The following is a 22,463-nucleotide window of genomic DNA, read 5'->3' as shown; positions in this document are numbered from 1 at the left end:
ATTGAATGTTTGCTGAATTAGGGCACTTTTCACTTATCCTGGCATTGCTGATGTCAATGCTATTAGCAATATACCCGCTTTGGGGTGCTCAGAAAAACCATCAACAAATGATGGCCACAGCAAAGCCTTTGGCCATCGGCATGTTTTTATTCACTGCATTTTCATATGTTGCTTTGACCTATGCGTTTTACACTGATGATTTCAGCATTGCCTATGTCGCCCATCACTCTAACAGCTTGCTGCCTTGGTATTATAAAATCACTGCTGTGTGGGGCGGTCATGAAGGCTCGTTTCTACTTTGGGTGTTGATATTCGCGATCTGGACAGTCGCTGTCGCTTTACTCAGTGATGGTATTCCTAAAGCCATGGTCGCCCGAGTCCTGTCTATTTTAGGGATGGTCGCTATCGGGTTTTATTTGTTCATGTTGTGGGCATCAAACCCGTTTGAGAGTTTGTTACCTTTTTACCCTGTTGACGGAAGAGATTTAAATCCACTGTTGCAAGACTTCGGCATGATCATTCATCCGCCCATGCTTTACATGGGTTACGTCGGATTTTCTGTAGCCTTTGCTTTTGCCATTGCCGCATTGATATCCGGTCAATTGGATTCAACCTGGGCAAGATGGTCGCGTCCGTGGACGATAGCGGCCTGGGGATTTTTGACCGTAGGGATCGCCTTAGGGTCATGGTGGGCTTATTACGAGCTTGGTTGGGGTGGCTGGTGGTTCTGGGATCCAGTAGAAAACGCTTCGTTTATGCCTTGGTTGATTGGCACCGCTCTGATGCACAGCCTGGCGGTGACAGAGAAGCGTAAAATATTTAAATCGTGGACAGTGTTGTTGGCCATTTCTGCCTTCTCATTAAGTTTATTGGGCACTTTTTTAGTTCGCTCCGGCATCTTAGTATCGGTGCATTCATTTGCCAGTGATCCCACCCGTGGTCTATTTATCTTGGCGTTGCTAGGAATTGTGATCGGCGGTTCATTAATCTTGTACGCAGTTAGAGCACCTCAGTTAAAAAGTGTTGGCCGCTATGAATGGTTTTCCAGAGAAGTGATGCTCATTGGAAACAACCTGTTACTTACCGCTGCCACCATGGTGGTATTACTTGGCACCCTATTGCCACTCGTCCACAAAGAACTGGGCTTGGGATCGATTTCAATCGGTGCTCCTTTCTTTAATGAAATGTTCGTTTATTTAATTGTGCCTTTTGTGCTGCTGTTGGCTATCGGTCCGCTTTCGCGCTGGAAACGACAATCGCCTAAGGCTTTACAAAAACACCTTATTGTTGCTTTTGCCATCAGTGTCAGTGCCGCATTCTTAATTCAAGCCAGTTACGATCAGATGACCTACATGGCAACATTGGGTCTGGTATTGAGTGGTTGGATATTTGTTTCCACGATACAAGAAATCATGCAGCGTACTGATGCATCGCACAACAAAGAACGCAGTTTGCTCAAAAGATTGACGAGTTTGACGCCAAGTCATTGGGGGATGGTGTTTGGTCATATCGGCTTTGCTGTAATGTTGATTGGGATCACGCTAGTGAGTAATTACGAAGAAGAAAAAGACCTTCGTATGCGTCCTGGTGATGTGGTTGAATTAGGTGGCTATGCATTCCAATTTACCGGCGTTCGCGATTTAGTGGGGCCTAACTATTCAGGTCATGTAGGGATAGTTGATGTCTACACCGACACGTCACTATCTGAAAAGGTTACACATCTGGAAGCGGAAAAACGCTTTTACCCGGTGCAGCGCACCAGTATGACAGAAGCAGGGATCGACTCAGGGATCAGCCGAGACTTATTTGTTGCTTTGGGTGAACAGCTCAACAACGGTGCTTGGGCACTGCGTTTGTATATCAAACCCTTTGTAAATTGGATTTGGGCAGGCGCATTTTTAATGGCGTTTGGTGGCGTGTTATCCATGTGCGATAAACGTTACAGGATGGCAAAAGTTGCCAAGGTGAAACAACGGTTTGCAAAGCTAGCAACGCCAGATGTAGAAGCATCTAATGTCGCAACCGCACAAAAAGTTTCCCAGGGACAAGCATGAGAAAAGTAACCATATTTATGATCCCGCTAACAATGTTTGTGGTGTTATCAATTTTTTTATACAAAGGCTTGTACAGTGATCCTAGACAGCTAGATTCAAGTCTCATTAATCAGCCGTTACCACCATTTTCACTGCCTGATCTCATGCAACCAGAGGTGACGCATACACCCGACGTGTTCAAGGGGGATGTTACACTTATGAACGTATGGGGAGTATGGTGTGTTACCTGTGCCGTCGAATTACCTTATTTGACCCAGCTTCGTGAAGAGCAAGGAGTTAGGATTGTGGGGTTGTACTACGACCAGGATACAGATCCCGATTTTGGTATCAAGAGTATTCCAACCATCCAAAAAGAAGTTGAAGTTAAGTTAGGTCAACTCGGTAATCCGTATGCATTTAATATCTTTGATGTGAAACGAGATTATTCTTTGGATTTAGGGGTCACAGGTGCTCCAGAAACCTTTCTCATCGATAAACAAGGTGTGGTGAGAATGCATCACATTGGGGATATTAATCCTCGTGTGTGGAATAACAAAATTGCCCCTCTTTATAATCAATTGGTGGCTGAATGAAACAGTTAACCATACTTTTTGGAATCTTGACGTTTTTGGCTTTTCCAGTCTTGGCTGCAGAAGAAGCTTTTGTATTTGACGACCCGGCAAAACAAAAAATCTTTTTAGAATTGACGCAAGAGCTACGTTGTCCTCAATGTCAAAACCAGAATATTGCTGATTCGGATGCGATGATTGCCCATGATTTGAGACGCAAAGTATATGAATTGCTGCAGCAAGGTAAATCCAGGCAGGAAGTTGTTGATTTTATGAAAGCCCGCTATGGCGATTTTGTCTCTTATAAACCACCTGTTACACCGCTAACAGTCTGGTTATGGTTGCTTCCCCCGTTGTTTGTGCTAATCGCCTTAGGCGTGGTTTTTTCTAGACGGAAAAAACAAACTGAAGATTTTGATGAGGCTGTGCTGGCGAAAGCTGATTCGTTATTGGAGAAAGATAAGTGAGCAATTATTGGCTAGGTGTTGTTTTATTGTCAGTGATCGCGATTGGGATATTGATCCTTCCTTGGGTGGCAGGGTTCGCGCGCAAGAATCAAGACGTGTTATCGAATACGCAAATTATCAAACAGCGAATGACCGAATTGGAGCGTGAAGTCAAAGAAGGCTTGATATCAGAAGACGACAAACAGGTTGCAATCAAAGAGTTAAAACTTGCCCTGGTGGACGAGACCTCAGAAACACACGTTGGCAATAGTTCAGCAAAATGGATGGTTTCTGGCGGGCTGATCTCAACACTGGCGATCAGTGGATTTATTTATTACAAGAGTAATGAAGTCGGTGACGTGAAAGATTGGCAAGCGGTCACCCAACAATCGTCTGAATTGGCTAAACGAATAGTCCTAGATGCCGACCCCACAGTGACAGCCGAAGATATTGAAGATTTTGCCTTGGCTATGCGCACCAAGTTGATCAAAACCCCAGACGATCATATTGGTTGGTTGCTGCTAGGACGCTTGCATGCGTCTTTGAATCGATTGGACACAGCACTGCAGGCCTTTGAAAAGGCGTATCAAATAGCGCCCGAACATCCGGGTGTATTATCTAGTTACACTCAGACACTTGTTATGACCGGGCAAGAAGATTATCTTCGCCATGCGGAACCATTGCTGAAGAAACTCGTCTTACTCAATCCGGCGGACGCCAACGCATTGGGCATGCTGGCGGTAACGTCAACGCAGTTAGGAAAAACCGATCAGGCAATTGAAAATTGGCAAAGTTTGAAAGTTAAATTGGCGCCAAACGATCCTATGCAATTGGAAGTTGATCAACGTATCGCAGCCTTGGGTGGGGAAGTTGTTCAATTGGGCAAAACCTCGGTTCTCATTACTGTGGACATTGATCAACAACTTAAAGATAAAATACCTGCTGATGGCTATTTGTTTGTGTTCGCCCAAGACGCCAATGGCCAGGTAAAAATGCCGGCAGCAGTGGTTAAAAGTAAGTTGAGCGATTTACCCGTATCAGTGGAGTTGTCAGATGCCAATGCCATGATGCCAACCTATAAAATTTCGCAATTGAACGAGACAAGACTCGTGGCGCGGATTTCAGTTGATGAAAATGTCGCTCAAACAACAGGGGAGTTGCAAGGAGAGGTGGTGGTTGACCTGAAACCAGGCACACAAATCTTGCAAAATATATTGATAGATAAGGAATTGCTTTAATGAATTATAAAGTTTTATTGGTTGTTGTAACGTTGCTTATGTTAGGTGGCTGCGCCTCTAGACAAGCGACCAATGAACAGGTCGATAACCAAGGTTATTCAGATCCAAGGGACCCTATTGAAGGGTTTAACCGCGTAATGTGGGATTTCAACTATGAGATTCTGGATGAATACCTATTGCGACCTGCGGCTGTTGCCTACGTTGATTATGTGCCCTCTCCAGCCAGAACAGGGCTACTTAACGCGGCACTAAACTTAGAAGAGCCGTCCAATACAGTTAACAACTTACTGCAAGGTAAAGTTGGTGGCAGTTTGACGAGTTTGGGGCGATTCGCATTGAACTCAACGGTGGGTATTTTAGGCTTGTTTGATGTGGCTTCGGCAATTGGTCTGGAACGTCAAGAAGAAGAATTTGGCGAAGTGCTGGGTAAATACGGTGTTGGCACGGGCGCCTTTTTAATGTTACCTGCATTGGGGCCAACAGATATTCGAAGTGCGGTGGGTGATATTGTCGATACCTCGTATTTTCCACTCGATGACCTAACCTTTTACGTGGCAGCCTTTCGTGCTGGGATCAAAGCGTTAGATGCTCGGGCTGAACTTATCGAACAAGAAGCGAATTTAGAACAATCGCTCGACCCCTATGCGTTTGTGAAAAACGCTTACTTCCAGAATTTGGAATTCAAAGTCTTAGACGGAAAAATCCCGGAGAAGAACGAAGCTCAAATCGAAGAAGAAGACGAAAATTTCGAAGACTTCCTCGACGACCTGTAAATCACTAGCACGAAGGGGTGCGACCCACCCTTTCGTTTTTTCCCAAAGTCTTAATTAGCCGCTTACATGCCTTCTCTCAACTCACACAACCGCGATGCACCCATTGGAATTTTTGATTCTGGTGTAGGCGGTATCTCTATCGCAAACGCTATAACTAAATTGTTGCCAAACGAAGAGATGATCTATGTTGCTGACAGCGCCAATGCCCCCTATGGCGAAAAGTCACCGGATTTAGTCTTGGCTAGATGCCAGCGGATCATCGATTTTTTGATCAGTCAAAAGGTTAAATTAATTGTTGTCGCCTGTAACACTGCAACATTGACCTGCATAGGTAAATTGCGATCATTGTATGCCATAGACTTTGTAGGCGTAGAGCCTGGTATCAAGCCTGCGCTGCAAGCAACGCAAACCGGAGTTATTGGTGTAATGGCAACAGCCAATACGCTTAAAAGTCCACAATATGCGCAGCTGCAAAAGCGCTTTTCTGGCGATAAAGCCATTGTCAATCAAGCTTGCAAAGGCTTGGTTGAACAGATCGAAAACCTGCATTTCGATGATGCGCAAACCATAGAAATGTTGCAGCAATATCTGGATCCCATGTTAAAAGCCAATGCTGATCACATTGTATTGGGATGCACTCACTACGGATTTCTGTCCGAGCAAATTGGCAAAATAGTAGGTAGGCAAACCACCTTGGTCAATACCAGCGAAGCAATCGCAAAACAGGTAGAAAATCGGCTCATTGCCTTGGACATATTCACTTCCAAAAAACAAAAAGCTAATTCACGTATTTATTCCAGCCAGTTTGATGAAAAAACACGGTTTACCTGTGAGACGCTTTGGCATGGTAATTTCACAAAAACTAGTGCATTTGACATCAACTAAGTGTGTGACTAAGTTGATATCAAACCAAACCGCCGGACAAGGAAAAAGATTGATGCGCCTATTTTTCATCGCATTTTTTAACCTATGTATTTTAGGGTGTGCGAGCCAAACAAGCGTTTATCAAGGCGAGCATTTAGTCATGCCGTTTATAGAAGAAATAAAAGGTTGGCAATTGTTTCAGCAAGAAGAACGCGGTTATCGTTCAAACATGTGGCAAAAACCGGGTAAACGCTGGGTAGACACCTATGCAGTGAGTATTTATTACGGGCAGTCGCCAGATTTGAATGTCAAACGGGCAGAAATGGATGCACCTGGTCAGCGCCATTGTCAGAAATTCGAATCTATCACTTTAGAACATCCCAAAGCGATTGCAGATGAAGTCTTGTATTGGCAGACCCAATGTATCCAAGACGATAAGGTCACAGCAAAAGTGCTTCATCTGATGATTTCCGGTAAGGAAAGTTATTATCAAATCCAAAAAGTCTGGAAAATGGATGTCGAAACGGAAAAATTCGATACCTGGCGAGAGCGATTTGAGCAGACATTTGTTTGTGATATGAAAGACACAAGCAAGTCGTGTCCCTATAATTTGAATTAACCGCAAAGTAGACAGTTTTTAGCGGCTCTGTTTTAAGAATACCAGAAAATACACACTGGAAAATAACCTGCAATCAATCTCGTTATAGGTTTTACAGTAGTTGACCCATGGTCCAGTGGTATGAAAATATTTAGTCAATTTTACTCGATTCATTAGGTTCTATGGAATTTTCACAAGCACTACATTCACGCCGAAGCATCCGTGCGTTTTCTGACAAACCTGTACCGCAAGAAATCATCAATGGGATTTTGAGCGATGCAATCGAATCACCGTCGAGCTCTAATACTCAACCATATAAAGTAGCCGTGGCGACTGGGGAGACCTGCAAACAGCTTGGTCAGGAGCTGCTTTCACGCTACTACAAAATCAATAAAATCCAGCGCCAACCATTGCCGTTAAAGCTTTTTAATGTCGCCACTAGCAAAGCCATGCCAGATGGTGACTACAAACCAATACTAGGTAAGTACCCTGGAATCTTTCAAGATCGTAGGATGCATACGGGTAAAGGTTTGTATGATGTGCTTGGCATTAAGCGTGGAGACAAAAAAGCTAGGGACGAGGCCATGTCACGCAACTTCACCTTTTTTGATGCACCTGTCGCCATCTTTGTTTTTATTCATCCGGGTATGAAATTCACCGCACTAGTGGATGCTGGGATCATGATGCAGTCTCTCATGTTGTCTGCGACCGACAAAGGCTTGGGGACGTGCCCGCAAGGTGCACTTGGCATGTGGCGATCACCATTAGAAAAGCATTTTGACATTCCCAATGGGTACAAGTTGGTGTGCGGGTTGGCACTGGGTTATCCCAAAGAAGATGAAAAAGTGAATCAGTATCGCCCAAATAAAATTGCATTGGAGGAGTTGTTGATCCGAAGCAAGTGATAAAAAAGTCCGCAGACATTTTTCTATTCCCGGTGGTATCTTAAGCCGAGGTCTGGTGCGTGGCCTATTATTTTTATTTAAAAGAGATCCACTTTCGTATAGTGAGGTTAGAGGCTCATTTTCCCAATCCCTGTAAAATCAAATTAATATTGCTAAGCTATTAATCTAACTACAATTCGTTGGATGACTAATTAGATGAACAAGTTTGGTAGCTTATGCCCTACCTTAAAGGCGACAGATATTTTGGGAGATAAGTGGACTTTGCTGATCCTTCGCGAATTGTTTATGGGAGCTCACCGATACAATAATTTTCAAAATGCTCTGCCGCGGATCTCTCCAACTGTTTTGAGTAACAGACTGAAGACCATGGAAAAAAACGGCCTTATCATCCATAAAAAGGATTTAGGTAAAAATAGAGGAAACTATTATTTAACGCAGAGTGGCAAAGAACTGGCACCGATCATGGACCAGTTAGCCAGGTGGGGTCTAAGGTGGGCGCGCGATCAGTTATGCGATATCGATATTGATGCCGGCACCTTCATGTGGGACTTTCATCGTACTCTTAGAATCGAGAGTCTGCCAGATGGACAGCATGTTTTCTGTGTGATTCTGAGTGACCAGCCTGATGCAACCAAATGGTGGATGATAGCAAAAAGTGATTCAGTCGATTTGTGTAATGAAGATCCTGGTTATGACGTATCGATGTATATTACCTGTACGCTTCGTAGTTTGGCAGAAGTTTGGATGGGGGAAAAAAGCTTAGCGGCCTATGCCGACAGAGAAATCAAATTTAATGGCGCGGGGTATTTGCGAAAGAACGTTATGAGTTGGTTTCCTTTATCGCGCTACGTAGATGTTCAAGCTGTAAGCAGTTGAAAGAATTTAGGGCGCTAAGCGCCCTATCGTTTACTCACCGTGCTGCATACGGTGAACGTCCGCGGCATGCAGAGCATGACCACCAATACCAAGATCTCCTTCTTTTATATCTTCGATATAAACCCAGGTTACACCTCGCATATTTTCACCCTCGATATCGACCATTGTATCGGTCAGGCGAGAAATGATTTCTTTTTTCTGTTCTTTGCTAAAGACGTTTTCGATTAGTTTGACGTTGATAATTGGCATTTGTATTCTCCGTTAGTCAGTTAGTTTGATATTCCGATTCGAATCGGTAGAGACATGGTACATAGCCATTGAAACTGAATCTGCATTGCAAAACGTAGTAACCCACTACGCATTGCGTAGTTAAGTGTAAATGGTCAGTGATGAGGGAGATCCCCGAAAAGAGCGCCTCGGGGATGACGTAGGCTAAGCATGCGGGGATGATGCAGGGCAAGCACGCGTCGATAATGACGCAGGCATTTGCAAGAGGGTATGGCGTTTAAATTTTTCGAGGATGACGATTAGCGTCACTCTCCAAATGCGCCTGCTGCCCCTGGGAAGACCACGGGACTCTCGTAACCGTCTTTACTAACACTGGCGACGCCAAAGAAGTAGTTGTCGATTACGACGTTCTTTAAGGTGAACTCTGTAACATCACCAACATAACGACTAAATTGCCATTGGGGCGCATCTGTGTAGCGCCAGTAGATTTTGTAACCGGCCAAATTGGGGTTTTGTATTTTGTCTGCGGCTTGCCAGCTTAGCGTTGTACTGGGTTGCACAGCGCCTTTAATCTCTACTTTTGCTGGTGGAGTGGGAGCCCAAGCCATACCCGCTAGTGAAACAGCGTTGAGCGCTGTTAGCTTGGCAGCATACTCGAAGTTCACGCCATCAAGGGTGTCTCCATAAACAATCCCGTTTTCGGTGCGCAGGTCCTGATGTTGACGGTCATAATGTTCGTTGGTTTCCATAATGCGCACCCCCGGGTAGCCTAAATCATTAAACGGACGATGATGACCGCCGCGGCGAAACCTGTCCAAACGATAGATTACCATAGTGTCGAGATTAGGAATGTATCGGTCCGCCATCCAATCAATATAACGCGCAAGATTACGGCTAGGAGAGTCCACCTCACCGCCAGTAAAGCGTCTTAGTCTGGCTTCTTCAGGTGTTTCAGTTTGGCGCGTACCTTCAGCAAAGATCCGTGCAGTGGTGTTATTGATTACACCGTTTATGCCCTCGATGTTTCCGATCATGTCGTTATTTAACACGGCTTTAATGCGCCAACCATCTTTTTGCGCTTGTTCTGCCATAATACGGCCACCAAATAACCCTTGCTCCTCACCTGCTAAAGCAGCGTAAACAATCGAACCGTTGAACTTGTATTTTGACAACACACGGGCGGCTTCTAGCGTTCCAGCAACACCAGAAGCATTGTCATTGGCGCCGGGTGAATCGTCGGTATAATTCATCACATCTGACACACGTGAGTCGATATCACCCGACATGATCACGTAGCGACCTGGATCAGTTGTGCCTTTTTGCACAGCAATTACACTGACTACTTCAACAGGGTCAGGGATACGTCTTTCACCGCTAATGGTTTCTGATTGAAAATACACTTCCAGGCAGTTACCACAGGCCTTGGAAATTTTCTCCAATTCTGCTTTAATCCAACGCCGTGCGGCGCCAATTCCGCGCGTATCTGATTCAGTTTCAGATAACGTATGGCGAGTACCAAAACTCACCAGCTTGGCGATATCTCTTTCAATATTGTTTGCGGATATTTGCGATTGGATTTTATGAAGCGCTGCCTGATCAGTAAATTCGGTTTTGGGATTGTTTTGATTAGCTATAGCCATTGAACTGAATGCGAAGCATCCGAGTAAGAAAATATTGCGCATACGAACCCCTGTTATTTTAGTTTTGGATGTGGTGTAGGTATAAACCGCTATTTAAACGATAAAATTGCAGATTTGATACACATTAGCGATAAAAAAATGATTTTTTACTGTAAAGCGGTCAGCTGTTTTGTGATAGTAGACGGAATTTTAAGCCATTTCAGCATCCTGCCGTACTTATGACTCCGTTGGTTTTTCATCCCATTTATAGCCAGTTAGATTTGCCTTATAAGCATCGTTTTCCCATCGAGAAATATCAGGGCATTTACGATGCTTTGCTCGCTAAAGGTGTGCCAAAAACGGTTTTTCATACGCCAGACCCGGTGACCGTCGCAATGCTAAACCGCGTGTATAACCCTGAGTATGTATCACAACTTGTCACAGGCCAGCTTGATGCAAAAGCCATGCGTCGTATTGGTTTTCCTTGGTCGGAGCAATTGGTTAAACGAACCATGACGGCTGTGGGTGGGACTTTGTTAACTGCTGAGCTAGCCCTTGAAAGTGGTAAAGCTTTAAATCTTACTGGTGGGTATCACCATGCTTTCGCCAATTACGGTTCAGGGTTTTGTATGTTTAATGATTTGTACTTGGCCGCGCTAAGTATGTTGCAGCATTCGTCTATCGATAAGGTGCTAATTTTTGATTGTGATGTGCATCAAGGAGATGGAACGGCGAAGCTAGCTGAAAATAATGGGCAGATTGCAACGGTTTCCATCCACGGTGAAAAGAACTTTCCTCATCGAAAACAGATTTCTGACTTTGATTTTCCTCTGCCCAAAGGTGCTGAGGATGATGAATATTTGGATACCGTAGACTGTGCACTGAATCTTGCGGTAAACCATGTTCAACCAGACGCGGTGATCTATGATGCGGGAGTAGATATCCACATCAATGACGATTTAGGTCATCTGAATATTTCAACAAAAGGCGTATTGGCAAGGGACACTTTGGTATTTGAACTATGCCAACAAAAAGGCTTACCCGTTGCTGCGGTGATCGGTGGAGGATACCAGCGAAATATTGATGCGCTAGTGGAGGTGCATATACAATTGTTTCATGCTGCTGGTGCGGTGCCAGCCACCTAAGCGACCACAGCAGGCTTTTTGGCGCGCATGCAATGTGGAATTCGTTTGATGTATATGGAGATCCCGCACAAGAGCGCTGCGGGATGACGTTTATACCTGCGGGATGACGTTTATACCTGCGGGATGACGTTTATACCTGTGGGATGACGTTTATACCTGTGGGATGACGTTTATACCTGTGGGATGACGTTTATACCTGCGGGATGACGTTTATACCTGTGGGATGACGTTTATACCTGTGGGATGACGTTTATACCTGCGGGATGACGTTTAAACCTGCGGGATGACGTTTAAACCTGCGGGATGATGTTTATACCTGCGTGATGACGTTTATACCAACAGGATGACGATTACATCTACAATATGACCTCTTAACTCACGACACTGAATGTGAGTATACTGACGCACTTTAGGATCTGTTACACAAAATAAATAGGATGATGAATTATGAAGATCGTTTTCTCTGCAGTTTTTTTCTCTGTTTTTGTTAATGCCACTACTGTGTCTGCTAAAGAGTCGTATCGTCATTTCCCTTCAGTTCCTTCTCCTGATCTGGCCACAGCTCTATGCAATCTACAAAGCTACAATGACAAACTCACCAACATTTTAAGCAAAGAGACACTTGATGCCGTAGATATGGCAAAGGTTCACGAGCTAACCTACACATTGGAGGATGCGGTTGCTCAAATTCAGAAGGACCTAATTGTCGTAGCTGAAAATTTAGAGAGTGTGCATAAGGCCTCAGAACGCATTGATCAACAAGCCATCGACTCACACGGTAGTCAGTATATTGCTCAGACAAAATTACTAACTGATGCAGTAAAGTGCGACTAATTCTGGATTGATTTTAAGGGTATTCAATACAGCGAATACCCTAAGTATGGAGTTAAATCTGCGCAGCCAGCTCAGCACCTTGGCGGATCGCACGTTTAGCGTCAAGCTCAGCCGCTACGTCGGCGCCTCCAATCACATGCACTGTCATGCCCGCTTCTAATAAGCTGGACTCCAACTCTCTGAAAGGGAGCTGGCCTGCGCAAACAATGACATTATCTACTTCGAGCAGCATGGGTTTGTCGCCAACTTTAATGTGCAAACCTTGATCGTCGACTTTTTCGTAGGTCACTCCATTCATCATTTTTACTTTATGTTGGGTCAATGTAGTGCGGTGGATCCAACCCGTGGTTTTACCTAATCCTGCGCCGACTTTGCTATTCTTACGCTGTAACAAGTAGACTTCTCTATCTGCGCAGTGAATGTCCTGTTTAGTTAGTGCACCAGGCTGTTGATAGGTTTTGTCTATGCCCCAATGGGATAGCCATTTTTCTAAATCTGTAGTGAGACTTTCCTGTTCAACCAAGTATTCAGCCACATCAAAACCAATGCCCCCCGCACCGATTAGCGCAACGCGTTGCCCCACAGGTTTATGGTCTCGCAATACATCCAGATAACTCATAACCTTTGGATTATCGATGCCGGGTATGTTCAGTTCACGAGGTTTGATGCCTGTTGCCATAACAACTTCGTCAAAATTGAACGGCGCGAGGGTTTGAACATCAACTTCAGTATTCAGATGCAGCTCAATCCCAAGCACTTCAATCTGTTTGCCGTAGTAACGTAAGGTTTCATAAAACTCTTCTTTACCGGGGATTTGTTTTGCATAGTTAAACTGGCCACCTATTTCGCTGGCTTTGTCAAACAAGTGCACGCTATGACCCCGTTGCGCCGCATAGGTTGCAAATGCCAAACCGGCGGGACCGGCACCAATAACCGCTAATTTTTTTGCACTCGACACAGTTTTGAAGATCAGTTCGGTTTCATAACAGGCTTGGGGATTTACCAAACAGCTGGCGCGCTTGCGCTCAAAGCCGTGGTCAAGGCACGCCTGATTACAGGCGATACAGGTATTGATCTGGTCAGATTCATTACGCATAGCTTTGGCAATGAAATGTGGATCTGCCAAGAAGGGTCGAGCCATGGACACCATGTCAGCATGTTCTTCGGCCAGTACTTTTTCGGCAATTTCTGGTGTGTTGATGCGATTGGTCGTGATCAGTGGAATATTGACCTCCGACTTCATCCTTTTGGTTACCCAGGTGAAGGCTGCTCTGGGAACAGATGTGGCAATCGTTGGTATTCGTGTTTCGTGCCAACCAATGCCGGTGTTGATAATGGTCGCTCCGGCTTTTTCAATTTCTTTAGCCAGATAAACTACTTCTTCCCAAGGTGCGCCGCCTTCTACCAAATCCAACATCGAAAGACGATAAATGATAATAAAGTTGGTCCCCACTTTTTCACGAGTCTGACGGACCACTTCCACTGCAAGCCTGGCGCGATTTTCTAAACTGCCACCCCATTCGTCATCCCTGTGATTGGTGCGTTCACAAAAGAACTGGTTAATCAGATAGCCTTCCGAGCCCATGATTTCAACACCATCATACCCGGCGATTTTGGCGTAGTTGGCACATTCTACATAGTCTTTAATGGTGCTTTTAACGCCTCTAGAAGACAGGGCCTTAGGCATGAATTTTGAAATTGGCGCCTTTACTGCCGATGCCGATACACTAAACGGGTGATAACCATAGCGTCCTGCGTGAAGAATTTGCATGCATATTTTGCCGCCCGCTTGGTGCACTGCGTCGGTGACAACCCTATGTTTTTTTGCGTGTCGCCGGCTACTCATACGCCCTGCAAAAGGGGCTAACCAACCAACAATGTTTGGGCTTATGCCGCCTGTGACAATCAAACCAACACCACCTTTTGCACGCTCTGCGTAAAACGCTGCAAGCTTGTCGAAGCCCCCTTTCTCTTCTTCCAAACCAACGTGCATCGAGCCCATCAGTGCGCGATTTTTCAGTGTAGTAAAGCCTAAGTCCAGAGGTGCTAATAAATGTGGAAATGCAGAGGATGTTGTCATATTGTTACCCTTTAAAATCATCGTCAAAGAGTAAGTCGCTTCAAGCGAGTGTGCAAGGGTTTGTCTCAGACAAAAAGCACTCGCCTAGTAGACCAAGGATTTTGCATGCAACCAGAAGCGCAGCGTATTTTAAATATGGCATTACAGAAATTGTTTGCAGGAGACGCCCCACAGAAGGTAACCGTTTTGCAAAAGCTGTGGAGCGGATACGGTGAAGTTGCACGTTATTGGGTACCTGATCAAAACACGAATGTGATCGTAAAAGTCGTTAATCCCGCTAATGAGGCGTCTCACCCAAGAGGTTGGAATACATCAACGCAAATTAAGCTCTTATCAAAACGAAATGGTATTTTATCAACGATTTGCCGCAATGACCGATGCCTACTGCCGCGTTCCTGCTTGCTTGGGAAGTGATTCTCAAAGCGAAATGAGCTGGTTGGTGATGGAAGATTTGGATCAAGCAGGGTTTGACTACCGATGTGATGATGCCCCGATGCCATTGATTGAACAGGGCATTCGTTGGCTGGCCTATTTCCATGCGCGTTTTTTACAAACTAATACTCAGTCACTATGGCCTGTTGGTACCTATTGGCATCTCTCTACGCGGCCAGATGAGTGGCACAAGATGAGGACGGGCCCTCTAAAAGACAAAGCACAAGCTATCGATGAAAGGTTAAATCAATGTCAATTCCAAACCTTGGTCCACGGTGATGCGAAGCTGGCGAATTTTTGTTTTGACCTTGAAAAACATGACTTAGCGGCAGTCGATTTTCAGTATGTTGGCGGTGGTTGTGGGATCAAAGATGTCGTGTATTTTTTGGGAAGCTGTCTCGATGATGATGGCTTGCATCAACATGCCGCTTCTTTGCTAGATGAGTATTTTGTCCATTTAAAACAGGCAATCATACATTATGGAGCAACCGTTGATTTCTATGCACTTGAATCACAATGGCGGGATTTATATTCTTTTGCCTGGGCTGACTTTGAACGCTTTTTGTTAGGTTGGGCGACCGAACACTATAAATTGAATTCCTATTCTAAAGCGCAAACTAACATCGCCCTAACTGCGTTTTAAACCATCATAAAGACAGCCGCGATCGCAGTCATTGCTAAAATCAACCACCGATAATAATTTTCCGCAATGCGTTTAACAATTTGCACACCAATATAGGCACCTAAAGCGATAAAGGGCAAGCCAAGCAGGTTCAAATAGAACGAGTTGAGCGAAATGGTTTCCCAACTGAATACATGAAAAGGAACTTTAAAAAGGTTGATAGCCAGGAAGAACCAGGCAGCGGTACCTATGTATTCGTTCTTCGGCAGGCGCATGCTCAACAAATACAATGCCATAATTGAACCTGCGAGATTACCTATCATGGTAGTGATACCCCCTAAGGTCCCCATTAAAACAGCAAACCACAAATAATCTGGGACATTTTCCTTTTTTGATGTTTCCATCCATAACATGATCCCAAGACTGACAAAAATGACCACTGCCATAATCTGTTTGAACATTACATCATCAATGCTGTTGCCAATTACTGTAGCAATCAATACACCCACGGCTGCAGAGGGAAAGAGCTTGATTAGAAATCCCCAATTGGCATGACGGTGGTAATACCATACGGCGAATAGGTCGGCCATGATGAGCATGGGTAGCATCAAACCAGACGAGGCTTTACCACCAAAAATTAGTGCCATAATAGGTACGGCAAACATTGCCACACCGTGCACACCGGTTTTTGCCATGCCAATAAAGAATGCGGCCAGAAGCACCATTACAAGTTGCTGGTAACTTAGTGTGTAGGAAAAAAGCTCAATCACTTTTTTAATCCGCTGAACATCGCCTGGGATATTTGTATTAGCCCCATCGTCACTTTGTCTAATGAGATGGGGGTTTGACCCGTTAGCCAGTTGGCGATCAAAAACATTTGCGCCTCGGCGATCATTTTTGTGTAGGTCTCATGCGGAACAAGGCTGGATTGAGCGGGATCGACCGTTTTAAGTTGGGTTTTAAGGTGCTCGGCTAAAACGAGCTTGATTTGTTTGAAGGTGGAACCTGCAAACACAATGCGAGCGTAGCTTCGTTTATCCCAGAAATGGGCTAGGATCCCTTGAATGTCTTCAATATTTGCGTCTTCTGTTACCGCACTGGCTATGACTGACATTGGCCAACTGAGTCTTTTTGCCAAGATATCGTCTTTACTTTTGTAATGCTGATAAAAGGTTGAACGCCCGACATTGGCCTTGGTAATAATCTCATTTAAGGTGATTTCGTCGTAGGGTTTGCTAGTTACCAAAGCATCAAACGCTTGTTGAAGCGCCGTCAATGTGCGTTGTATTCGTTTGTCCGGCGAGATGTCAGATGTTGAGGTCATAGTTTCTTATTTTACTGAACAATTCTGTGTCGATGTTCAGTATTGAACAACTGTAGGGTTTTGTCCCACTTCTTTTTGCCATGGCTTGATAGTCTAGCGGGAATTCACAAGGAGTAAATCACATGACATCACAAAATGCCCCTAAAGATTTAAAAATAACCGCTTTGTTTCTTTTGGTGGTTACATTGCTATCTATGTTGCTCGTCTTGTTCCATCCCACAGTAGGTGCTGACAACGTCGATGAACAAATTGCCGAGATAGTGCGCGAAGCCGCCCTAAATCAAAGTGTTCATGGCATTCTTATCATATGTTCTTTGCTATTTTATGTGTGTTGCCAATATGGGTTAAAGGCACTTTTTGGCAATTCTCTATTGTTTTCCTTTTCTAGTTTTGCCTTTCTTGTTGGCTCATTGTCCATGTGCGGAGCCGCGCTGGTGAGTGGGTTTATTTTTCCCAACACCATTGTGTGGCTGTCATCTGAATCAACCTTGAGCCAAGACTCCTACAACCTGTTAAGCAGTTTTTCGTGGAACAGTAATCAGGCGTTAGCCTATACAGGCGCCATAGGCTGGTTGTTAGGCATCGCTAGTTGGTCAATTCTGGCAGGAGTTGGGCCAGTTAAGCATTTGCTGATGAGTTCAACAGGTATTGTTCTGTCCGCGCTGAATATGTTTTTATTTGCGACGGGAACTATTCATTTAGATGTACATGGCGCGATCATTTTATTGTTCAGTTGTTGTATCTGGTTTTTAGTTGTTGTTTATATTCTATGGCGCAAGCAATAACCTTTTATTTTGTTTTTGACGGTGCTACCACAGGTGGCATCGACAATTTTTCCAACCAACGGTGTAAGGTAGATTTTGCCGTTTCGAGTTCTGCGATTTTTTGTTCAATGCGCTTAATTTGATTTGTCATTGCGCTCGTGAGCAAAGGACAGCCCGGAACAGGGTTAGCCAGAAATGGGATCGCTGGCTTGATTTCATTCAGTGTGAATCCAACAGATTGCGCCATTTTGATAAAGCGTAATTCATCTAGACTGGATTCTGGGTAATCACGATAGCCGTTTATGCCTCTGGGCGGTGTGCTGATAAGGCCAATTTTTTCGTAATATCTAAGGGTGTCTTTGGGTACATCTGCACGTTTTGCTAATTCACTAGCTTTCATTTGTTTCCCCTTTGAACGGTAGGAATCAGAAATAAATCGCTTGACTATGGAGTGTACTCCATACTTTAGAATGAGGCCATCTCAGACAAACGCGAGATTTTTCAGGAGACCGACATGGCTGAATTTACACCTCTATCTATTGTTGCGACCGATGGTTATAAATTGACCGGAAGACTTTATCAATCAGACAGTGCTAAGGGAACCATCATCATTGCTGGGGCAACGGGAGTTCCTCAACGTTTTTATAGCCGATTTGCGATGCAATCTATCCAACAGGGTTTCAATGTTGTCACTGTCGATTATCGCGGCATAGGCGATTCAGCCCCAGCAACCCTGAAAGGATTTGAAATGGATTATCGAGACTGGGCGAGCAAAGACTTGGTGGCAGTCATTGACGAACAAGCAAAAGAGGATCTTCCATTATATTTAGTCGGGCACTCTTATGGTGGTCATGCGATTGGCATGCTGTCTAATCATGACAAACTTAATGCCGCTTATACCTTTGGCACGGGCGCTGGCTGGCATGGCTGGATGCCGGGTCTGGAAAAGTATAAGGTGTCATTCATGTGGAATGTCATCGCTCCAATTGTAACTCGGGCAAAAGGCTATTTAGGTTGGAGTATATTGGGAATGGGTGAAGACTTACCTATGGGTGTTTACAAACAGTGGAAGCGCTGGTGTCGGTTCCCAAGTTATTTCTTTCAAGATCCTCAATATCCGGGTATGTCAGAGCGGTTTGAAAAGGTAAGACTACCGATAAAGGCGGTTAACTCCATTGATGATAAATGGGCGATGCCTCAATCTAGAGATGCGTTTATGCCGTATTATCGAAATGCAGTTTTGGAGATGGTTGACCTGAATCCTAAAGATCATGGGCTAAATCAAGTCGGCCATATGGGTTACTTTTTTGCGAAGGCAAATGGGCTTTGGGATGACGTTTTTCGTTTTTTTGAACAGTATAAGTAACCTCAGTTCTGGGGGAAAAGCTGTGCAGGTATACCTGATAATCTGAAAGCTTTTCCCTTTCATTTCAAAAACCAAGCAATAAGTTATCGTTGTTTACTTTGTTTTTTATTTTTGCTCCAACCCTTTTTTAACTCAATTACAAATAGATAGTGAACCATGCATGAGGTCGCTACCAACAATGTGGAAATGAGAACCTGTTGGGCTGCGATATACCCAATCAGTAGTAAAAGTAAACTTGTTAGAACCGAGACTACTACGGAAGAAGCGAATAAAATGAACATGAGATCCTCGAAAAAGGGAACTGACTTCCCTTACATTGTTAATCAAGTTTGTGGTAAATGGCGATAAGTGAAGATGCAATGGATGCACCTGCTAGAATACCAGCGCCAATTGGAGCTGTTGCCCCAATAGCTATAGCCATACCCACAAAGGCCGTCGCAGCACCTACCGACACACCCCATTCTGTGGTGCCACCACCGCTGACGCTATTCACTTCGTTTATATTTAACTCTTCCATGAAATATCTCCTGATATTTGTAATTTAACAATTGATTGGCTCGATGACAAAGCATGCAACGATTATGATTGTCACAGGAATACCAGTAATACTTGTCTAAGCGACAAATAGAGATTAGCAGCAATATTGTGGTGCGTATCCTGTACCTGGGTACAGTTTTTCTGAGTTCTAGTTCTAGTTAGTTCATGGACAGGCACAAATCTAGATCATCATATAGTTCATGGACACATATAGTTCATGGACAGGCACAAATCTAGATGATAGTTAGTTCATGGAAGTTAGTTCATGGACAGGCACAAATCTAGATCATGGACATTGAATTCATGACATAGATCATGGACAGGCACATAATCAACGAATCAAACAAGGTCACAAAATGTGGATAAATATCTCAATGTGAACAGTGATTTTGTTTTGAAATTTGGACTAACAAGATGACTGGGATGGGCTCTGCTATTTTTAGCGATTGAATCGCGATTTCAGACGATATCGGGCTAAACAAGTAATTATCTAAGCGCAGGATTTATGTAACGGTCGGGCAGGAGACTATTAAATTCTAGCCAGATTGCGCTTTTTGCCTGTAGCGCCTTTTAAATTGCCTCAATGTGTTCGTCTGACCGGCTGCGACGCTGAAGGTAGTTTCAAAGGATGATGATATCGCTAGCCAACGTTGTTCATCAACGCTCAATCTTTGCAATATAGGGGATTCTCCCAAGGCAATAGTCCCGCGCTTTTCCAGATCATAACTTCGACCTGATAGGTCCACAAGGGCAATGTAATCAATCAGGTTAAAGGTGAGTCCTTCAGGTTGGTTTTGCCTGGGGTTGCCTATAAAAGACATCAAGGTTTTGGGTTGGTAGCCCTTTTTCAGGTTATGAATGCGGCGTTTGATGCTGGTGTGGTTTGATGTCTCTGGTGTCTTTGCAATATTGGCGCGAAGAGGGTTTAAATCCACATAGACCATACAAGCGGCGAGAGCATGCTCATCAAGTAATGCTTGAGACTTAAACCGGCCTTCCCAGAAATGGCCAGTACAGTTATCTTCTTTGTTGGCTTGACGGGCAATAGGCTCATTCAATTCACGCATAAACCAACTGATGTCAGTTAATCGCTGTCGGTAAATAGACAAGGTGGTGTTTACCGTCAATTGTTCCGCTTCCGAGAGAATCTTACCCTCACGAACGAATTGTTGAGTCAACAATGTACCTTTGTGCAATTTGTGCCACCTAGAGCACACCTCCTTGTCACTCAAGCTTTTGGCCTGGTCAAGATTTACATGCAGCACCACATGAGTGTGGTTACTCATGATGGCATAGGCACAGACATCGATAGCAAATACGGTTGATAGAAATAACAATCTGTCTTCTACCCACTGACGACGATGCTCAAAGCTTTTGCCTGTAAGTTTGTCCTCGCCACACAAAAAAGCACGGCGGACACAACGCGACACACAATGATAGTAGGGTGTGTCGACCAAGCTTATTTGGCGTTTCCTTGCTAGCGGCATCATTCCGTTGGGTTGGTGGGTTTGAAGTAAGTTTAGACAACTGGCAGATGTAGGTAGTACAGTTTGTGGCTGTCCAAGTCGTTGCTGTCCAAGTCGTTATTTTTTCGGTCAAAATTACCGGTGTATACAACAAAAGAAGTAGTAAATGGAGGTATTGAAAAGGTCATGCTAGGATGTCTCAAGCAAAGATTTACTGCCTGACAAAGACACGTGATCCTTCTGTGGTGTCATGCAGCTCCTATAACGTTATGTGCAGTGGACGCGGTAAAGATTGAGAGAAAGTTTTAATGAAGTTGATTATGCGAAGTCTGCTTTTGGGATGTGCTTTTTTTATATCATCACTTTTTTGGGTTGCAGCTAACGAAACAACTTCTACGCCTACCGATATCGTTTTTTGCGCGCCACAAGACAATGTTTACCCTTTTTATATGACTGAGAACGGACAATTGACGGGGATCAACCCTGATTTAATTCGCCAGGTTTTTAATCAGAATACACTTCCAGAAGCGACTCTCAGCTTCTCACTTCGACCATGGAAACGCTGTAATGCAGATCTTGAAAATGGCTCGGTTGATATGATGATAGGTGGTTATGATGCCAAGCGAGATAACGTTGTTTATCCACTTAGCTTGGGGTTTGATTTAAACGAAAGTGCTATATCCACGGCTGATGTGTGTTTCTTCAGTATTGCTGGACCACAAATGGAACGAGCACAGAAAGGTTTAAGTAAGACTGGCCCTTTTATTGTAGGGATTGAAGCTGGATTTACTAAACGCCATAGCGAGGAGATCTCTCCTACGTGGGTAGAGCTTTTTAATCCAACAGAAAAGCACCGGATGCTCGAAAAAGGTCGTGTCGATGCAATCGTTCAAGTGTGTTCGATGGATGGTCAATATCCAATCGAATCGATGGCGGAGACCCTGGGTTATACAAATTTTGAAAAGTTACATCCTCCTTATTTGTCAAACCCCGCCTACGTCGTTTTTAGTAAAAAATTTGCTAACTCGCACCACGATCTAGCAAAACGCATTATCGTCCTATTTATGAGTGTTGATAAGGCTCAAGTTTACATACGATATCAACCTAAACGTTCTGCATTGAATTAATCATTGTCTAACGTAACTTGGTAATGCTGTTTGTGCTGCGGTAAACACTTAGACCCAGCCTTTTGTTTTGCTCATTAACATATTATGCTCAGGTACTTTTACCGTCACTTTCGAAGACACAAAGCTTCAGATTTAACCACCATTTTGGTAACTTTGAGCCAATTTTTCGTATTCAGTGCAAGCTGGGGTTACTACATCTCCACTCTCGATTAACTCGTTGCAACTTAGTATCGACATTGACTGTAAACAGGCGGCAGCAGGTTCATATAGTGCCTGATATGGCTCAATCTGGCTAAATTCAAGCACTCCGATGCACATATTACTGACCATACTGTTTGCCATTTGGCGCATTTCCGGGGTCATGTCTGACATGTCCATTTGTGCCAATGCACATTGTTTCATTTTCTCACAAACGGCTTTTGAAGCGGCTTTAAAATCGTCGGCATCACTTGCTAAACTGCTCTTCGAAAACGCTAAAAGAACAGCGATAGCGAATGCCAGTTTTAGATTAAAGATACTATTTTTCATAGGTTCCCTCCTTGCTTATGAACTTCTAAATTAGTTTAAAAAATGTACAGTTGCAATGATCACGACTAAATTCGTTGGGCAATGGGCTG

General features: G+C 44.1%; 24 protein-coding genes. 15 read left to right on the top strand and 9 right to left on the bottom strand.

Annotation, left to right across the window (positions count from 1 at the left end; translation table 11 throughout):
- Positions 1–5: 5 nt before the first annotated feature.
- The 9 genes from FM019_RS10685 (at position 6) to FM019_RS10645 (ending at position 8,302) form a co-directional block, all read left to right on the top strand.
- Positions 6–2,054 (top strand): heme lyase CcmF/NrfE family subunit, encoded by a 2,049-nt coding sequence (locus FM019_RS10685; protein WP_143835928.1) that lies wholly within the window; start codon positions 6–8, stop codon positions 2,052–2,054.
- Entirely contained in the window at positions 2,051–2,626 is a 576-nt protein-coding gene (locus FM019_RS10680) for a DsbE family thiol:disulfide interchange protein (protein WP_143835927.1), read from the top strand. The genes FM019_RS10685 and FM019_RS10680 overlap by 4 nt, the downstream gene beginning before the upstream one ends.
- Positions 2,623–3,069 (top strand): cytochrome c-type biogenesis protein CcmH, encoded by a 447-nt coding sequence (locus FM019_RS10675; RefSeq protein ID WP_143835926.1) that lies wholly within the window; start codon positions 2,623–2,625, stop codon positions 3,067–3,069. The genes FM019_RS10680 and FM019_RS10675 overlap by 4 nt, the downstream gene beginning before the upstream one ends.
- Positions 3,066–4,286 carry a c-type cytochrome biogenesis protein CcmI gene (ccmI, locus tag FM019_RS10670; protein WP_143835925.1) on the top strand — a complete coding sequence of 407 codons (1,221 nt, stop codon included), beginning with the start codon at positions 3,066–3,068 and terminating at the stop codon, positions 4,284–4,286. The genes FM019_RS10675 and ccmI overlap by 4 nt, the downstream gene beginning before the upstream one ends.
- Entirely contained in the window at positions 4,286–5,059 is a 774-nt protein-coding gene (locus FM019_RS10665; protein ID WP_143835924.1) for a VacJ family lipoprotein, read from the top strand. Before ccmI ends, FM019_RS10665 begins: the two co-directional genes overlap by 1 nt.
- 66 nt (positions 5,060–5,125) lie before the next feature.
- Positions 5,126–5,944, top strand: a complete 819-nt coding sequence (gene murI, locus FM019_RS10660; RefSeq protein WP_143835923.1) for a glutamate racemase — start codon at positions 5,126–5,128, stop codon at positions 5,942–5,944.
- Positions 5,945–5,996: 52 nt separating this feature from the next.
- Entirely contained in the window at positions 5,997–6,542 is a 546-nt protein-coding gene (locus FM019_RS10655; protein WP_143835922.1) for a hypothetical protein, read from the top strand.
- Positions 6,543–6,703: 161 nt separating this feature from the next.
- Entirely contained in the window at positions 6,704–7,426 is a 723-nt protein-coding gene (locus tag FM019_RS10650; protein ID WP_143835921.1) for a nitroreductase, read from the top strand.
- 195 nt (positions 7,427–7,621) lie between these two features.
- Positions 7,622–8,302: a winged helix-turn-helix transcriptional regulator gene (locus FM019_RS10645; RefSeq protein ID WP_143835920.1), complete on the top strand. Its 681-nt coding sequence runs from the start codon at positions 7,622–7,624 to the stop codon at positions 8,300–8,302.
- Between the two features lie 30 nt (positions 8,303–8,332).
- Here FM019_RS10645 and FM019_RS10640 read toward each other — a convergent pair whose 3' ends face one another.
- Positions 8,333–8,551, bottom strand: coding sequence for a tautomerase family protein (locus tag FM019_RS10640; RefSeq protein ID WP_143835919.1), 219 nt, complete (start codon positions 8,549–8,551; stop codon positions 8,333–8,335).
- 284 nt (positions 8,552–8,835) lie between these two features.
- On the bottom strand, positions 8,836–10,170 hold the full coding sequence (locus FM019_RS10635) for a M28 family metallopeptidase (RefSeq protein ID WP_260681609.1): 1,335 nt from the start codon (positions 10,168–10,170) through the stop codon (positions 8,836–8,838).
- 218 nt (positions 10,171–10,388) lie between these two features.
- Between FM019_RS10635 and FM019_RS10630 the strand changes: the two genes are divergently transcribed.
- Both FM019_RS10630 and FM019_RS10625 read left to right on the top strand, forming a co-directional pair.
- Complete coding sequence (locus FM019_RS10630) at positions 10,389–11,294, top strand: histone deacetylase (protein WP_143835917.1); 906 nt, start codon at positions 10,389–10,391, stop codon at positions 11,292–11,294.
- A gap of 447 nt (positions 11,295–11,741) precedes the next feature.
- Positions 11,742–12,128: a DUF6746 family protein gene (locus FM019_RS10625; protein ID WP_143835916.1), complete on the top strand. Its 387-nt coding sequence runs from the start codon at positions 11,742–11,744 to the stop codon at positions 12,126–12,128.
- Positions 12,129–12,180: 52 nt separating this feature from the next.
- Here FM019_RS10625 and FM019_RS10620 read toward each other — a convergent pair whose 3' ends face one another.
- Positions 12,181–14,208, bottom strand: a complete 2,028-nt coding sequence (locus tag FM019_RS10620; protein ID WP_143835915.1) for an NADPH-dependent 2,4-dienoyl-CoA reductase — start codon at positions 14,206–14,208, stop codon at positions 12,181–12,183.
- Between the two features lie 280 nt (positions 14,209–14,488).
- On the opposite strand from FM019_RS10620, the gene FM019_RS10615 reads away from it, so the two are divergent.
- On the top strand, positions 14,489–15,283 hold the full coding sequence (locus tag FM019_RS10615; RefSeq protein ID WP_260681600.1) for an aminoglycoside phosphotransferase family protein: 795 nt from the start codon (positions 14,489–14,491) through the stop codon (positions 15,281–15,283).
- Here the strand turns inward: FM019_RS10615 and FM019_RS10610 are convergent.
- A complete protein-coding gene (locus FM019_RS10610; RefSeq protein WP_143835914.1) occupies positions 15,280–16,032 on the bottom strand; it encodes a sulfite exporter TauE/SafE family protein in 753 nt (250 codons plus the stop codon). The two genes, FM019_RS10615 and FM019_RS10610, sit on opposite strands and share 4 nt — an antisense overlap.
- The gene (locus tag FM019_RS10605) at positions 16,029–16,586 is read right to left on the bottom strand and encodes a TetR/AcrR family transcriptional regulator (RefSeq protein ID WP_143835913.1); all 558 of its coding nucleotides are present in this window, start codon (positions 16,584–16,586) and stop codon (positions 16,029–16,031) included. The genes FM019_RS10610 and FM019_RS10605 overlap by 4 nt, the downstream gene beginning before the upstream one ends.
- Before the next feature lie 122 nt (positions 16,587–16,708).
- On the opposite strand from FM019_RS10605, the gene FM019_RS10600 reads away from it, so the two are divergent.
- A complete protein-coding gene (locus tag FM019_RS10600) occupies positions 16,709–17,371 on the top strand; it encodes a hypothetical protein (RefSeq protein ID WP_143835912.1) in 663 nt (220 codons plus the stop codon).
- 4 nt (positions 17,372–17,375) lie between these two features.
- On the opposite strand, the gene FM019_RS10595 is transcribed toward FM019_RS10600, so the two are convergent.
- Positions 17,376–17,750 (bottom strand): MerR family transcriptional regulator, encoded by a 375-nt coding sequence (locus tag FM019_RS10595; RefSeq protein WP_143835911.1) that lies wholly within the window; start codon positions 17,748–17,750, stop codon positions 17,376–17,378.
- Positions 17,751–17,864: 114 nt separating this feature from the next.
- On the opposite strand from FM019_RS10595, the gene FM019_RS10590 reads away from it, so the two are divergent.
- Positions 17,865–18,716, top strand: coding sequence for an alpha/beta fold hydrolase (locus tag FM019_RS10590; RefSeq protein WP_143835910.1), 852 nt, complete (start codon positions 17,865–17,867; stop codon positions 18,714–18,716).
- A 319-nt stretch (positions 18,717–19,035) separates the two neighbouring features.
- Here FM019_RS10590 and FM019_RS10585 read toward each other — a convergent pair whose 3' ends face one another.
- Positions 19,036–19,233 (bottom strand): hypothetical protein, encoded by a 198-nt coding sequence (locus FM019_RS10585; RefSeq protein WP_143835909.1) that lies wholly within the window; start codon positions 19,231–19,233, stop codon positions 19,036–19,038.
- Positions 19,234–19,789: 556 nt separating this feature from the next.
- On the bottom strand, positions 19,790–20,740 hold the full coding sequence (locus tag FM019_RS10580) for a transposase (protein ID WP_143835908.1): 951 nt from the start codon (positions 20,738–20,740) through the stop codon (positions 19,790–19,792).
- Positions 20,741–21,027: 287 nt separating this feature from the next.
- Between FM019_RS10580 and FM019_RS10575 the strand changes: the two genes are divergently transcribed.
- Positions 21,028–21,846, top strand: coding sequence for a substrate-binding periplasmic protein (locus tag FM019_RS10575; protein ID WP_143835907.1), 819 nt, complete (start codon positions 21,028–21,030; stop codon positions 21,844–21,846).
- A 132-nt stretch (positions 21,847–21,978) separates the two neighbouring features.
- On the opposite strand, the gene FM019_RS10570 is transcribed toward FM019_RS10575, so the two are convergent.
- Positions 21,979–22,374 (bottom strand): hypothetical protein, encoded by a 396-nt coding sequence (locus tag FM019_RS10570; RefSeq protein WP_143835906.1) that lies wholly within the window; start codon positions 22,372–22,374, stop codon positions 21,979–21,981.
- Positions 22,375–22,463 lie beyond the last annotated feature (89 nt).

Source organism: Aliiglaciecola sp. M165 (genome assembly GCF_007197995.1).
GTDB lineage: Bacteria > Pseudomonadota > Gammaproteobacteria > Enterobacterales > Alteromonadaceae > Aliiglaciecola.
Note: the sequence above shows the minus strand (reverse complement) of the source record. Positions and strands in the feature narration are given on the sequence as shown.